At 63.6% G+C, this 13,255-nt stretch carries 15 protein-coding genes; 5 read left to right on the top strand and 10 right to left on the bottom strand.

The features are described from left to right. Positions 1–158: 158 nt before the first annotated feature. Together H8F24_RS15360 and H8F24_RS15355 are read left to right on the top strand one after the other, a co-directional pair. Positions 159–641, top strand: a complete 483-nt coding sequence (locus tag H8F24_RS15360) for a PilZ domain-containing protein (protein WP_197155256.1) — start codon at positions 159–161, stop codon at positions 639–641. Positions 642–1,696: 1,055 nt separating this feature from the next. Then, positions 1,697–2,077 carry a hypothetical protein gene (locus H8F24_RS15355; RefSeq protein WP_197155254.1) on the top strand — a complete coding sequence of 127 codons (381 nt, stop codon included), beginning with the start codon at positions 1,697–1,699 and terminating at the stop codon, positions 2,075–2,077. Positions 2,078–2,107: 30 nt separating this feature from the next. Here the strand turns inward: H8F24_RS15355 and H8F24_RS15350 are convergent, their stop codons facing one another. From H8F24_RS15350 to H8F24_RS15335, 4 genes are all read right to left on the bottom strand, one after another. After that, on the bottom strand, positions 2,108–2,344 hold the full coding sequence (locus H8F24_RS15350) for a hypothetical protein (RefSeq protein WP_197155253.1): 237 nt from the start codon (positions 2,342–2,344) through the stop codon (positions 2,108–2,110). A gap of 77 nt (positions 2,345–2,421) precedes the next feature. Further along, positions 2,422–3,999 (bottom strand): Na/Pi cotransporter family protein, encoded by a 1,578-nt coding sequence (locus H8F24_RS15345; RefSeq protein ID WP_231597882.1) that lies wholly within the window; start codon positions 3,997–3,999, stop codon positions 2,422–2,424. 170 nt (positions 4,000–4,169) lie between these two features. Further along, entirely contained in the window at positions 4,170–4,640 is a 471-nt protein-coding gene (locus H8F24_RS15340; RefSeq protein ID WP_197170159.1) for a thiol-disulfide oxidoreductase DCC family protein, read from the bottom strand. A gap of 23 nt (positions 4,641–4,663) precedes the next feature. Continuing rightward, entirely contained in the window at positions 4,664–4,903 is a 240-nt protein-coding gene (locus tag H8F24_RS15335; RefSeq protein ID WP_197155247.1) for a hypothetical protein, read from the bottom strand. A 34-nt stretch (positions 4,904–4,937) separates the two neighbouring features. On the opposite strand from H8F24_RS15335, the gene H8F24_RS15330 reads away from it, so the two are divergent. Next, complete coding sequence (locus tag H8F24_RS15330; protein ID WP_197155245.1) at positions 4,938–5,417, top strand: secondary thiamine-phosphate synthase enzyme YjbQ; 480 nt, start codon at positions 4,938–4,940, stop codon at positions 5,415–5,417. Positions 5,418–5,458: 41 nt separating this feature from the next. On the opposite strand, the gene clpB is transcribed toward H8F24_RS15330, so the two are convergent. Beyond that, positions 5,459–8,077 (bottom strand): ATP-dependent chaperone ClpB, encoded by a 2,619-nt coding sequence (gene clpB, locus H8F24_RS15325; protein ID WP_197170158.1) that lies wholly within the window; start codon positions 8,075–8,077, stop codon positions 5,459–5,461. Positions 8,078–8,334: 257 nt separating this feature from the next. Here clpB and H8F24_RS15320 point away from each other — a divergent pair, with 257 nt between their 5' ends. Next, positions 8,335–9,066 (top strand): hypothetical protein, encoded by a 732-nt coding sequence (locus tag H8F24_RS15320; RefSeq protein WP_197170157.1) that lies wholly within the window; start codon positions 8,335–8,337, stop codon positions 9,064–9,066. 24 nt (positions 9,067–9,090) lie between these two features. Here H8F24_RS15320 and H8F24_RS15315 read toward each other — a convergent pair whose 3' ends face one another. Next, entirely contained in the window at positions 9,091–9,411 is a 321-nt protein-coding gene (locus H8F24_RS15315; protein ID WP_197155236.1) for a hypothetical protein, read from the bottom strand. 223 nt (positions 9,412–9,634) lie between these two features. On the opposite strand from H8F24_RS15315, the gene H8F24_RS15310 reads away from it, so the two are divergent. Beyond that, on the top strand, positions 9,635–9,883 hold the full coding sequence (locus H8F24_RS15310) for a hypothetical protein (RefSeq protein ID WP_231598312.1): 249 nt from the start codon (positions 9,635–9,637) through the stop codon (positions 9,881–9,883). Here H8F24_RS15310 and H8F24_RS20265 read toward each other — a convergent pair. The 4 genes from H8F24_RS20265 to hemE all read right to left on the bottom strand — a co-directional run bounded on the left by H8F24_RS20265 (position 9,844) and on the right by hemE (position 12,892). Then, the gene (locus tag H8F24_RS20265; protein WP_197155234.1) at positions 9,844–10,146 is read right to left on the bottom strand and encodes a Nif11-like leader peptide family natural product precursor; all 303 of its coding nucleotides are present in this window, start codon (positions 10,144–10,146) and stop codon (positions 9,844–9,846) included. The genes H8F24_RS15310 and H8F24_RS20265 overlap by 40 nt on opposite strands. A 199-nt stretch (positions 10,147–10,345) precedes the next feature. Continuing rightward, positions 10,346–10,687 carry a c-type cytochrome gene (locus H8F24_RS15300; protein WP_197155226.1) on the bottom strand — a complete coding sequence of 114 codons (342 nt, stop codon included), beginning with the start codon at positions 10,685–10,687 and terminating at the stop codon, positions 10,346–10,348. 97 nt (positions 10,688–10,784) lie between these two features. Next, a complete protein-coding gene (locus H8F24_RS15295) occupies positions 10,785–11,837 on the bottom strand; it encodes an NAD-dependent epimerase/dehydratase family protein (RefSeq protein WP_370594760.1) in 1,053 nt (350 codons plus the stop codon). Next, the gene (gene hemE / locus H8F24_RS15290) at positions 11,834–12,892 is read right to left on the bottom strand and encodes a uroporphyrinogen decarboxylase (protein ID WP_197155225.1); all 1,059 of its coding nucleotides are present in this window, start codon (positions 12,890–12,892) and stop codon (positions 11,834–11,836) included. Before hemE ends, H8F24_RS15295 begins: the two co-directional genes overlap by 4 nt. Between the last annotated feature and the right edge of the window lie 363 nt (positions 12,893–13,255).

Here is a 13,255-nt window from a genome sequence, read left to right as displayed (position 1 = left end):
AACCGTAGGGGAATTACCGCTGAGTTTCAGCAACGGATTTTCCTGAGGGAGGACTCCTGCGCTCTGGTCCAGCCCTGGCCCACCGCCCCCGGACGGTGTGTAGTACGGCGAACAGCGACGACGCCCGTAGAGCGAGCCCCTGGCAGGGGGCTGATGTTTTGCCGGAGCCGTTTGCAGCAGGCATCGCAGACTCCCAGAACCGCTGGGGGGCGCTGCCTGCTGAAATGTGGGAAGCTCTGGCTGAATACCGTCGGATCACAGCCACATCTATGGTCGAGCAGCCAAGGCGGGAAGAGAGATTTCTTCTGCCGGCCATCACGATCTGGATCGGTGCCATCTTCACCGTGAATGACCTGCAACACCACGGCAGACTCTGGGATATCAGCTGGTCGGGATGCTGCCTGCTATTTCCTCCTGGCGAAAGAGTGAATGCCAGTCAGAAGGGATCACTGTTGATTTCCCATCCCAGCACCAACAGTGTGATCCCCACCGCAGTTATGGTGATGTGGGTGGACAGGGAAGCTGGCGGCACCTATGCCGGCTGTCGCTTTTCCCGAAGGGTTGATTTCAGTCAAACCTTTCTTAGGGGCCTGATGGTTCCTCATGAAGCAGTCCGTCCCCCGGGAGGTCGTCTTCTCTGAGATTTCAGCACCTTAGGGCTCCTTGGCTACAGGGACCCCATGGCGCGCCATTCCCCGGAAAGAGTTCAGCAATGAAGCGGCATGGTTCAGCTGTTGACTCATAAAGATCTGCATCCGACCGACGAGCGCCTGCAACGACCCTTGGAAAGGTTGGAAACATTGCAAGGTCACTCCGGGGGGAACCCCATCCAGCTGTTGCATGGCTTTGCCAACCAATTCAGCCAGTCACAGATCTTGGGATTGCGACGGCGGAAACCCTGATGGTGACTTCTTCTACCAAGGTTTCATCAACTCATTCACGTCATGGTTCCGCACTGGCATTGATTGATGCGAAGTCTGATTGCAACCTTGCCACGCAGAAGGTCCGGCACTAGAAGCGCCGGACCTCATTGAGCAGCCTTAAAGGTTCGGCGCCGATCGTGAGCCGAATCTCTGCTGCTTGCCTGGATTGTCAATGGATCAGGCCGTCGGCCTGGCAACAGTCCGATCACGGCAATCGAATCATCCCGCAAGGAGATCAAGAAGGATGATCAAGGGTGCCGTAGTTTCGGGGCAAATTGTATTGACTCTAACTCTGAATTCAATACCTCCAAGACTGTGATGTGGAAGTTGAAACATTGACAACAAACAGAATCACGAAGGACGGCGGTATGCAAAAAGCAGAGAAGACGTAGAGCAACTGGCTTGCGATCCTGGGGCCGATGGTTCAGGCGAACATCTGCTGAGCCCAAGGGCACCTGTCGCGATGCGAAGGGCGATAGCGAATTGCAAAAATCCAGACGATCGTTCCTGGGTCAGCCAGAGAATAATCGCTTCGGAGAGCAGTTCAGACCATCGTGCAGATGTTGATCTTTAGTTGAGACTGTTGGAGCAGGACGCAGGATGTCAGTTGACTCTGAACTGATGACGCGGTGGAGTTTCATCCATCTCTGGGCCTCCGAATCTTGATGGCTTCAGTCTTGCTCTGAGCACCAGTTCCGTCCATAGGTATTGATGCCTCAGCCTGTCGTCTTTCCCTGGGCCTGCCGCGGGCAAGGCGCTCCGGCAAGATTGGGATGCCCTCGCCCCGAACCATGGCCCGCTTGATGGTGGTGCTGAAGCCCGTCGTCGCCTGTGCGGCCGGGGAGTTGATCCCCCAGCTTGAGCCGGTGCTTCAGGCCCTTGAGGCCACTGTGGACGAGCGCAGTGCCACGCACCTGGGCGGAAGCTTCGTGCAGGCGCCCGTGGGCCTGAAGGTTCAGCTCTTCGGCGACGTGCAACCCCGCTCCGATGGATACGAACTCGAAATCGTGTTGATGAGTGGCGAGCCGATGGCAGGAGGGTCCCGCAACACCCGGCTGGCCCTTGAAGGTCTGCTGAGCGAAGTGGAGACCCGTTCCCCTGGCCTGAAGGTGGTGTTCCGCTCCGATCGGGATGGCCCCTGCCGCCCCCGTTAGAGCTGCCACCCCCGGCTGGAGCAAAGGATGTCAGGCGGCGGCGGCATGGCGGCCGCTGCGTGCCATGAGGCCTTCCTGATCGGCAGGCACCACCAGAATCTCCAGGGGGCTGAGCCAATCGAGGGCTTCCTCCAGCTCCTGCCTGGGGCGGCGGTCGTGCTTGCCGATGCCACCGGTGAGCACCGGCACATCCACCCCTGCCAGGCTGGCCGCGCCCTTCGCGGCTGACGTCGGGATGGCGATCGCGAAACTGAAGGATGTTTCCACAGGGTGGCCGCGTTCTCTGAGGACGCCGCAGCATCCCTGGGTTGATCAGCCTTGCCTGATCAGGGAGGAGAAACCATTCATGTCATGGCTCGACCGGTGTCCTGGGGAACAGGCCCAGCATGGTCGAGATGGTGACCAATCCGCTCGATGTGGAGGCAGACCCGTTCCAGCCAACGCATCGCCTCGAGCTCTCGCGTGCCCTCCTCCACATCGAGATGACCCAGGGCCACCTCCTGCATCACCTGGTGGCGGCAGTGGTGCTCCTGGCTTGCCAGAGTGCGCACGAGGGCTCCACTGGCGCTGGAGATCCCAGCCCAGTCGTGCTGCACGGCCCTGAGAACCACAGCGTCGAGCAGAGCGGCAAACTGCTGCCGTTCTTCAGCCAGCTGGCTGGAGCCGATCAGGGTGGCGAGGCGATCGGGTTCCTCCTCGCAGCGCTCATGCAACCGCTGCAGGTGGTCGAGCCCATGCAGCAGGTGGATCAGGCGCTGACCGCTGTGGCGTTCCAGATGATCGAGATGGATCTGATCGAGGTAGGTCTCGGTGCGGTCAAGATCAGCCTGGAGGTTGGCGAGCTGGTGTGGCAGCCGCGGTGGCGGCTGGGCAGCTGCCGGCGGACCGGCTCCCCCCAGAGACCGGCGCAGCAGCTCCAGCAGCTCGCGCAGCTCCTGTTCGACCGCGCGGCGTGCCTGATCAATGGCCAGGTGGGCATCGTCGGGGGGAGCCTGGTCCAGGGCATCGGCCCAGGAACGGGGACCCGATGGCACCAGGGCGCGGATCAGGTGCGCGAAGGCGCCCGTGAAGGGCAGGGCGAGAGCCACCCCCAGCAGATTGAAGCCGCTGTGAAAACTGGTCAGGGCAAATTCCGGCTCGGCGGCCAGGCGCTGCGGCCAGATCTCCTGCCAGAACCAGACCACGGGGTTGAGCAGAATCAGCCCCACCAGAGCACTGAGCAGGTTGAAGCAGAGGTGAGCCATGCCGGTGCGACGGGCGCTGATGCTGCTGCCCAGGGCCGCCACGACCGCACTGACCGAGGAGCCCACGTCCATGCCCACCACCAGGGCTCCGGCCTGGCCCAGATCGAGTCCCCCCGCGGCGAGGGCCATCAGGGTGCTGGCCACTCCGGCGGCGGAGCTCTGGGTGATCACAGTGGTGACCAGACCCAGGGCCACCAGCTGCAGGCGGCCGAGCCAGTGGCTGCCATCGAATCGCGTCGGATCGAGCAGCAATCCCTGGCCAGCCATGGCGGCCTTGATGCCGTCGAGCCCCAGGAAGAGAAGGCCAAAGCCCGCCAGGGCGAAGCCGATCACCGCCCAGCGGCCCCTGCCGAAGATGCGCAGCAGCGCGCCCACCAGAATCAGCGGAAGCAGGGCGCGACCCAGAGACCAGCGGATCCCCAGCAAGGCCACCAACCAGCCCAGGGCAGTGCTGCCCAGGTTTGCCCCGAAAATGATGCCGAGCGAATCGGGGAAGCGGATCAGCCCTGCCCCGACAAATCCCACGGTGGTGACCGTGGTGGCGCTGGACGACTGCAGCAGCGCCGTGGCAACGGCACCGGTCACCGCCCCGCTCAGGGGAGTGCGGGTGAAGCGCAGCAGGGCGGTACGCAGCTGGGCTCCAGCCAGGTTCCGCAGGTTCTCGGTCAGCACCGACATGCCGAGCATGAACAGGCCGAGCCCTCCGAGTGCGCTCAGGAGTCGGGTCCCCGCGTCGATGGATCCAGCTCCTGAGGATGGCCTGTTGCTGCACTGTTGCAACGGCTGCGGCTGACCACCTGACTTGGCAAAGGAATGCAGCGTGCGCGCCTCCAGGCGGACACGCTGCGTCAGAGGGAGCAGCGCCCCTCGCGTTCACAACAGAGCTGATCAAGGGACGGCCGGCCGGTGAGCCGCAGCCGCCAGAGGGCCCACAGGCGATAGAGGCCATCGGCGATGCCACGCAACAACGGCCAGCGGCTGGGGGCATAGAGCCAGCCCAGCCCCACCAGCGCATAGGCCCGTCGGAAGACCTCCACATCACGCACCACCTCGCCACTGCCGGTCAGGCCATGGATGCGCTCCATCGCATCGCGATAGCTGATCTCGCCATGGCTGGAGGGGTCGTAATCGACCGCAGCGACATCGACGAAGGCGAGCCGTCCATGCTCACCGTCACGCCTGCGCAGGAAGCGCACCTCCCGCAGGCAGAGCGGACAGCCTCCGTCGTAGAGGATCGTGAGGTCTGCAGCAGCGGCACCGGGGGCGGGTAATGGACCGCCGGAAAGGCTGGCGACGGTCTGGAGAGGGGTCTGGCTCATTTCTTGCAGAAGAAGGACCTGGTTCACTTCTTGCGGCAGTAGCTCCCGCCCACGTTCATCCATCCTTCCGGGCAGGCTTCACCGTTGGTGGGCCTCACGGTGTAGTTCATCAGGCCCAGGGTGCTGCACTTGCCATTGAGGGTGTCGACGTAGCCCATCGGGCAGATCGAGCCGATCTTGGGCACCACCCGCTGCGCCTGGGCCGGCAGGGCCAGGAGCGCCAGGGCCGAAAGGCCAAGCATCCATGCAAACGGATTGCGCATCGAGGAATGGAGCGTCTGCTTCTGATCCGATGCTATGCAGCGCAACCGCCCGATTCGAACCGTGCTCCGCCAGAGCCTGCACCGCCTCAGCGTCACCACCTGCGGCGACGGCTTCACCGATCTCACCGCCGAGCTGCAGCTGCGGATCGCCAGCAGCGGCCTGCACAGCGGTCTCGCCACCCTGGTGGCACTGCACACCAGTTGCAGCCTCACCATCAATGAGAACGCCGACCCAAGGGTCCTCGATGACCTGGCCGCCTACCTGAGGGCGCTGGTGCCCCAGGAAGGGGTGCGGCCGATCAGTGGCGAAGGTGGCCGCTACCGCTACCGCCACGACGATGAGGGCCCCGACGACATGCCAGCCCACATCCGCACCAGCCTCACAGCGACCAGCCTCAGCCTTGCGTTTGAGGAGAAGCGCCTCGTGCTGGGAACCTGGCAGGCGGTCTATCTCTGGGAGCACCGGGCCGTGCCCCACCGCCGCCAGCTGAGCCTTCACCTGATCGGTGACTGAGGCTGATCGGTGACTGGGGCGGCCCAGCCTTCACACCACCCTCACACCAGCACCGGCAGGCGGGCCGCTTCAGCCAGGCTGATCTTCAGCCGCTCGGCCTCCACCTCCACGGCGATGGTGGAGCCGGCCGGAAAGCTTCCGGCCAGGATCGCCTTGGCGATCGGGGTTTCCAGTTCCCGCTGGATGGCCCGCTTCAGCGGCCTGGCGCCGTAGACAGGGTCGTAGCCCACGGCCGCCAGCCAGTCGAGGGCTTCGGTGGAGAGCTTCAGCGAGAGCTTGCGCTCCTCCAGGCGCCTGGCCAACCGCTGCACCTGCAGATCGACGATCTGGCGCAACTCCTCGGCCTTGAGGCTGTGGAAGATGATCGATTCATCGAGGCGGTTGAGGAACTCGGGGCGGAAGTGGCTGCGCAGGGCCTCATTCACCCGCTTCTCCATCTCTCCATGGCGGGCGGGATCGCCGGCCAGATCCAGAATCGAGGCGCTGCCGATGTTGCTGGTAAGAATCAACACGGTGTTGGTGAAGTCCACCGTGCGTCCCTGACCATCGGTGACGCGGCCGTCGTCGAGCACCTGCAGCAGCACATTGAACACATCCGGGTGGGCCTTCTCCACCTCGTCAAACAGGATCACGGCGTAGGGGCGGCGCCGCACCGCTTCGGTGAGCTGACCACCCTCTTCGTAGCCCACGTAGCCCGGAGGAGCTCCGATCAGGCGGCTGACGGCATGCTTCTCCATGTACTCGCTCATGTCGATGCGCACCATCGCCTCTTCCGAATCGAAGAGCTGCGAAGCGAGCGCCTTGGACAGCTCCGTTTTGCCGACGCCGGTGGGACCGAGGAACAGGAAGCTGGCGATCGGCCGGTTCGGATCACTCAGGCCGGCCCTGGAACGCTGAATCGCATCGGCCACGGCCGTGACGGCCTGCTGCTGGCCAATCACACGGGTGTGCAGATCCTGCTCAAGGTTGAGCAGCTTCTCCATCTCGCTCTGCACCAGCTTGGCCACTGGAATGCCGGTCCACTTGGCGATCACCTCAGCGATGTCGTCTTCGGTGACCTCCTCCCGCAGCAGCGTTTTCTCCCCATCACCGGCGTTGAGCACGGCCTCCTTGGCGGCCAGCTTCTTGTTGAGTTCGGCCAGGGTGCCGTATTCGAGTTCGGCGGCCTTGTTGAGGTCGTAGTTGCGCTTGGCCTGCTCAACCTGCAGCTGCACCTGCTCGATCTCCTCCTTGATGGCACCGAGTTCATCGATCGAGCCCTTCTCCGCCTGCCACTGAGCATTGAGGGCGCTCTGCTGTTCACTCAGATCCGCCAGCTCCTTTTCAAGCCGCTCCAGCCGATCCTTGCTGGCCGGATCGGATTCACGGCCGAGCGAGAGCTTCTCCATCTCCAGCTGCAGGATGCGGCGATCGAGTTCATCGATCTCCTCAGGCTTGGAGGTGATCTCCATCTTGAGGCGAGCAGCGGATTCATCCACCAGGTCGATGGCCTTGTCCGGCAGGAAACGATCGGCGATGTAACGACTCGACAGCACGGCGGCGGCCACCAGGGCGTTGTCGGCGATGCGAACGCCATGGTGCACTTCGTAGCGCTCCTTCAGGCCCCGCAGGATCGAGATCGTGTCCTCCACCGTGGGCTGATCCACGAACACCTGCTGGAAGCGGCGCTCCAGGGCCGGGTCTTTCTCAATGTGCTGGCGGTGTTCATCCAGCGTGGTGGCACCGATGCAGCGCAGTTCGCCCCGGGCCAGCATCGGCTTGAGCAGATTGCTGGCATCCATGGCGCCGCCGGTGGCACCGGCCCCCACCACGGTGTGGATCTCGTCGATGAACAGCACGATCTGGCCCTCGGAGGCGGTCACCTCCTTGAGCACGGCCTTGAGCCGCTCCTCGAACTCGCCGCGGTACTTGGCGCCGGCAATCAGGGCACCCATGTCGAGGGAGACGAGCTGGCGGTTCTGCAGGGCCTGGGGAACGTCACCGTTGACGATGCGCTGGGCCAGACCCTCGACGATGGCGGTCTTGCCGACGCCGGGTTCACCGATCAGCACGGGATTGTTCTTGGTACGCCGCGACAGGATCTGGATCGTGCGGCGGATTTCCTCGTCGCGGCCGATCACCGGATCGAGCTTGCCCTCGCGGGCTGCGGCCGTGAGATCGCGGCCGTACTTCTCCAGAGACTCGTACGTGCCTTCGGGATTCTGGTCTGTCACTGTCTGGCTGCCGCGCACGGCTTCAATACTGGCCTTCAGCGTCTTGGCGTTGACGCCGCACTGGCTGAGCAGCTGCCGGCCGCAGCGATCATCCGCCACCAGGCCGAGCAGCAGATGTTCGATCGAGATGTAATGATCTCCGAATTCGGCCTTGGCCTGATCGGCACGGTCAAAGCAGACATTCAGGGACTTGCCCAGGTACACACTCTCGGGGGCAGCCCCAAGGCTGGGCTGAGACGCCAGAAAAGCCTCCACCTTCTGGCTGAGGGTTCCCACATCCACGCCGGCCTTCTCAAGGATCCGGCCGGCCAGTCCCTGCTGGCTCAGCAGGGCCGCGAACAGATGCTCGGTTTCCATCTGCTGCTGGCGCTTCTGCTGGGCCAGCTGCTGGGCCGCCACGACGGCGCCCCAGGCCTTCTCGGTGAACAGCTCAGCGGTGGGATGCATGGCGAAACCTTCCTGATCGGGTGCTTGAGAAAACCGTATGGGCAGACCACAGAGCCCAGGGAGAGGAGCACCGAACCGGATCGGTCGGTGCTCCCCCTTCAGGTTGGGCAGGCCGTAGCCAAATGGCGAAAGAACCGATCCGCGAGGGGGCCGTTGCCGCGTGGCACCGGCGGGGCAGACCATCGAATCCGCACATCCTTGGCTAGCTATGGATCAAGAGTGTGCGCACTCCGATTCCCCGTCGCTTTGCTCCCGCCATGGCTTGCCTGCCACGCTGCTGTTTTGCCGGAACCCGCAGGGCTGGTGTCCTGGCCCTGGTGGCTGTTCTCAACCTCTCAGCGATCAGTGCCCAGGCCCGAGGTGGCGGCGGCGGTGGCCATGGGGGCTGGGGCGGAGGTGGGGGTGGTTATCACTTCAGCGGTGGGGGAGAGGCCTGGCGTGGAGATGGCGACGCCTGGCGCGGTGGCTACCGGGGCTACCACCCGATGTACGGCCCTGGTGCACGCCCGGGCTGGGACAGCATCGACGTGAACCGAAATCTGAACGTCGAGAACAATTTCTATAACCGCCCTTATAACGGCTGGCATTCCAACTGGGCCAATGGCGGTTACTGGAACAACCGACCCTGGAACCACGGCTGGTATGGCTGGCAACCCTCCACCTGGGGCTGGTGGGGAGCCAATGCAGCCGCCTGGGGGGTCGCCGGGCTGGCAACAGGAGCTGCCATCACCAGCCTGGTGAATACGGCCTCCCAAGAACAATCGCCGGTGATCGTGGTGCCCCAGACCAGCATCCAGCTCAACTACGCCTCCGTGGATCCGGTGGGCACCTACGGAGTGAGCTTCACCTACTCCATGGACGATGGCGCCACCTTGTTGGGAGCGGCCAACTGTCAGGCCGGTCTGTTGAACGGCCAGATTCCTGACACCGTCGACCAGGCGCAGCTGCTCAATACCGTCTGCCATGTGGCCTACGGCAGCGGCAGCTGAGAAGCGGCCTGCCGGTCGGAAACCTCAACGGGCAGCTGGCGCTATGGGGTTTCCTGATCCTGGAGGGGTCAGCTGGAAGGCGCCGCTGTCACGCGGGCACAGACGGGTCGGGCAGCCATTGGAGCCGTAAATGGCATCGGCCTGCGAGAGGCAGCCGCGGGCGTTCTTGGAGGCAACCTGACTGGGCCTGAGTCGCAGGGGTTGAAACAGGGACTGGCTCTTGGGAACCACCAGGGGGCAGGGCGGGTAGGCAGGCAGGCCCTGGACGGCGTAGGGCTGATTCTGGGCCAGGGCGAGTGCCGGCCGCAGCAGGGGCAGCAGCGCCGCCGCAACCAGCGAGCCCACCAGTCCTGAGCGAAGTCCCATCGTCCACATCAAGGGCCACTCTGGGCATGATGGGCCGGATTGGGGATCCTGTGGGGGTTGCTCTTCCAGGTCCGAGCCATTTGTGGCCGAGCCGACGCTGTCAGAAGCCACTCTGGCGACAACCAGCGTGTATGCAACGCAGCCATCGGCAACCAGCGTCTCTGAACTCATCGATTCTGAACCCAACGTCTCCGTAACCACCATGTCTTCAACCCCGCCACCCAAGCAGGACCTGGCAGAACCCACTCCCCCTGTCCCCGACGCGCAACTGGTGCAGGATCTGGTCGAGGCCTCGCGGGCTTTTGATGCCACGGCAGCCGATCCAGAGAGGAACTGCTGGATGGCCGTTCATCAACACGTGCATGGCGTGCTTCCCAGCGAATACGACATTCGCGAGGTACCCGAAGATCTTTATCTGGCGGTGCTCGCCTGCCGTCGCGCCGCCAGCTGAGCGGCCTGACTGGGCAACACCGGTGAGGAACCCCACAGGGATCCGATCGCCGAGACCCTGCTGGCTTCCAGGAAGCTGGCGGCATGATCAGCCGAACGCGCATCCTGCAGATCCGTGACCTGGATCTCGTATCCGCGCAAACGCGCCTTGCCAACCACTGAAGTCCAGCTCTGGCCCGCGGCAAAACAACCCCGCAGCTCCTCTCGAAGGGCGGGATCGCGTTCTGCATCGGCAACCAGCCGGATGAGTTGCTCTCGTGACATCGCCTGGATTCCCTGGCTTGAGGTCAGGATGGCGGGCCAGTCGAACGGGTGCCAGCGATCGACATCAATGGCAATAGGCCATCAGGGATCGAGGATCGAGGGGCAAATTGGTCGGCAAGCAAAAAAGGTGTGATCGAGGCAAATGATTGCCTGATCACACCCGAATGAAGCTATTGAATGGCAAGAAGCCAGATGCAGATCAGGCCCAGCCTTTGGACGACATGTCTTCAACGTAGGCGGCCACATCAGCGATATCGGCTTCGCTCAGCTTGCCGAGGAAAGCCGGCATGGCGTTCTTGCCCTTGGTGACTTGAGCAGCAATGGCAGCCTCGTGACCGCTGCTGTAGTCAGCCAGGTAGGCCTCCAGGGCATCCTGCTTGAGAGTGCGCTCAGCATTCACCACATTGCCACCACCCATGTGGCAGGCAGCGCAGTTGGCGGAGAAAATCTGGCCACCGTGGGCCACGTCAGCGGCGAAGCTAGGTGCTGCCCCCAGCACCAGCGCCAGGCACAGAGCGAGCAGTGAAAAAAGACGGCGCATCAAAGCACGAGCAACCAGACAAAACTAAGGGGCAGAGGTCGGCAATGTTGCGGCTGCAAGGCAGATCTGCAACATTTTCTTGTGCTTGCAGCCTGCTTCAGTCCATCCGGCCGCGGTGGGGAACGGCCGCGGTCTCCAGCACCGCCTCCAGGGTGGGGGCGAGGCTCACCCTGCCGAAGCGCTCCGGCGGACTCGCCGGCTCATGCACGAAGTGGCGCTGTCGGATCGAGAAGCGATCCCAGGCATTCACCTCGATTCGCAGCAGGCGGATCAAGGCCTCGATCAGCCAGCCCTGCAGATCCACCCCGATCGAGGGCCACCAGCAGCGCCGCCAGCGGCAGAGGATTCGCACGGTGTCGTTGATCTGGATCGGTGCCTGACCCAGCACCAGGCGTCTCACCACACCTTGGCCAGGCTCGGGATTGGGCTCGTGGGGGTGGGTGGCCAGATGGGCGCAGACCGTGGCGATGTCGGCCGCATGGATGAAATGGAAGCTGGCATCGGTTCGCAGCCAGCGGGCCAGCCATAACCAGCCGATCGCCTCCTTGAGGCCCGCCGTGAGATAGCTGGTGGGATGGGGGTCGCCGGACGTGACCCTCCCGCCGAACACCAGCGTGGGGAAGACGGCCACGATCCGCTCAGCCAGGGGATGGCCCTCCAGCTGTTCGAGGCACTGGGCCTTGGTCTGGATGTATTCCGTGCCATAGGCCATGGCTTCCGGCAGGAGTTTCAGCTGTCGATCGAGGATGCTGGCGGTGGAGAAGTAGATCACCTGTTCCAGCCGCGCGGGATTCACCAGTTCCAGCAACCGCTTCACCGCCACCACATTCACCTGGCGGGCCCGCTCCGGATCCCCCCAGGCGGTTGCGGTGTGGATGACGCGGGTGGCGCTGGCGATGGCGTCGGCATGGGGATCCAGCTCACGAAGATCACCCACCAACAGCGTGATCCTGGGATCGTTGGGATCCACGACCTTCAGCTTGGAAGGATCGCGCAGCAGTAGCAACAGATCCGCATCGCTGTTGCGGTAGAGGGTTTCGGTGATGTACTGACCAACGCAGCCGCTGGCACCGGTGATCAGGATCCGAGCCCTGGACGGCACGCCGGGATCGGCGATGGCACGGCCGGCTTCGGTGGCCGTGGTGCTCAAACGGCCGCTCCGAGCAGCTCATGGACGGCCTTGCCGGTCTCGAAGAACACACGGGCGTTCTCCTCGGGAGTGCCCGGCAGGATGCCATGGCCAAGGTTGAGGATGTGTTTGCGGCCCTTGGCCTTGCGCACGGTGTCGAGGATGCGCTCGCGGATCGCCTCCGGGGTGCCGAACAGCAGGCCGGGGTCGACATTGCCCTGAACGCCGAGGTGCTGGGGCAGCCGGGCACAGCCATCGGCCATGTCCACGGTCCAGTCCAGCGACACGATGTCGACACCGGTGCGGCCCATCCGCTCCAACACACCGGCACTGCCGGAGATGTAAAGAATCAAGGGAGTGTCGGGGTGGGTGGCTTTCACCTGATCGATCACCCGCTTCTGGTAGGGAGCCGCGAAGACGTCGTAATCGATCGGGCTGAGCTGACCGGCCCAGGAGTCGAACAGCTGCACCACCTGGGCTCCCGAGTCGATCTGGTAGCGCACGTAAGCGGCGATCGAATCCGCCAGGTGGCCCAGCAACTGGTGCAGCAGCGCCGGCTCCCGGAAGGCCATCGCCTTGATCACGGAATAGGTCTTGGAGCTCTTGCCCTCCACTGCGTAGGCCGCCAGGGTCCAGGGCGCGCCGACAAAACCGAGAACGGTGGCCGCGTTGCCCACATCCTGGCGAAGGCGAGACAGCACCTCACCAACAAAGGGGAGGGCCTCGGCGGGATCCAGGGGACGCAGCGCATCCACCTGGGCCTGGGAGCGAATGGCGGGCTCGATGATCGGCCCCTTGCTCTCGATGATGTCGAAGTCGATCCCCATGCCAGGCAGGGGCGTGAGGATGTCGGAGAACAGGATCACGCCATCGGGCTGGAAGGCGTGAAACGGCTGCATCGAGATCTCGTAGGAGAGATCCGGGTTCTCGGAGCGCTCGCGGAAGCCGGGATGACGATCGCGCAGATCGCGGTAGACCTTCATGTAACGGCCTGCCTGGCGCATCATCCACACCGGCGGACGCTCCACCTGCTCACCTCGGGCGGCGCGCAGCAGCAGGGGGAGGGTGTCGGCCATGGGGGTCGTCAGGGCAGGGGAATCGCGATCGGAAACCTAGCCGAGAGCCTCGGCGGAGGACTCATGCCCAGGGGGCGCCACGACCGACTTGACGGTCACTCCAAAGCTGAGAGGTTGAAATAAAGTGTATCAATAGCCGAGCTAGCTATACTCTACTGGAAGATTCTTCGTGGTAATGCTATGTCAGAAGCCAGGGCAATTGAGGCGGAATCTCCTGGATGATTGAACCGTCAATAGTCAGGTTCCAGCACTCCAGAAATCTCTGAATGTAGCCATCAAGCACTGCTGCTCACACTTCTGCAATCAATCGACAAGGACTGCCGCCAGGATTCAGTCACTGGGGGTCAGCGTTCGATCTTGCGG

Source organism: Synechococcus sp. CBW1002 (genome assembly GCF_015840915.1).
Classification (GTDB): domain Bacteria; phylum Cyanobacteriota; class Cyanobacteriia; order PCC-6307; family Cyanobiaceae; genus CBW1002.
The sequence above is the reverse complement of the archived record's forward strand: the minus strand, read 5'-3'. Positions and strand labels throughout refer to the sequence as shown.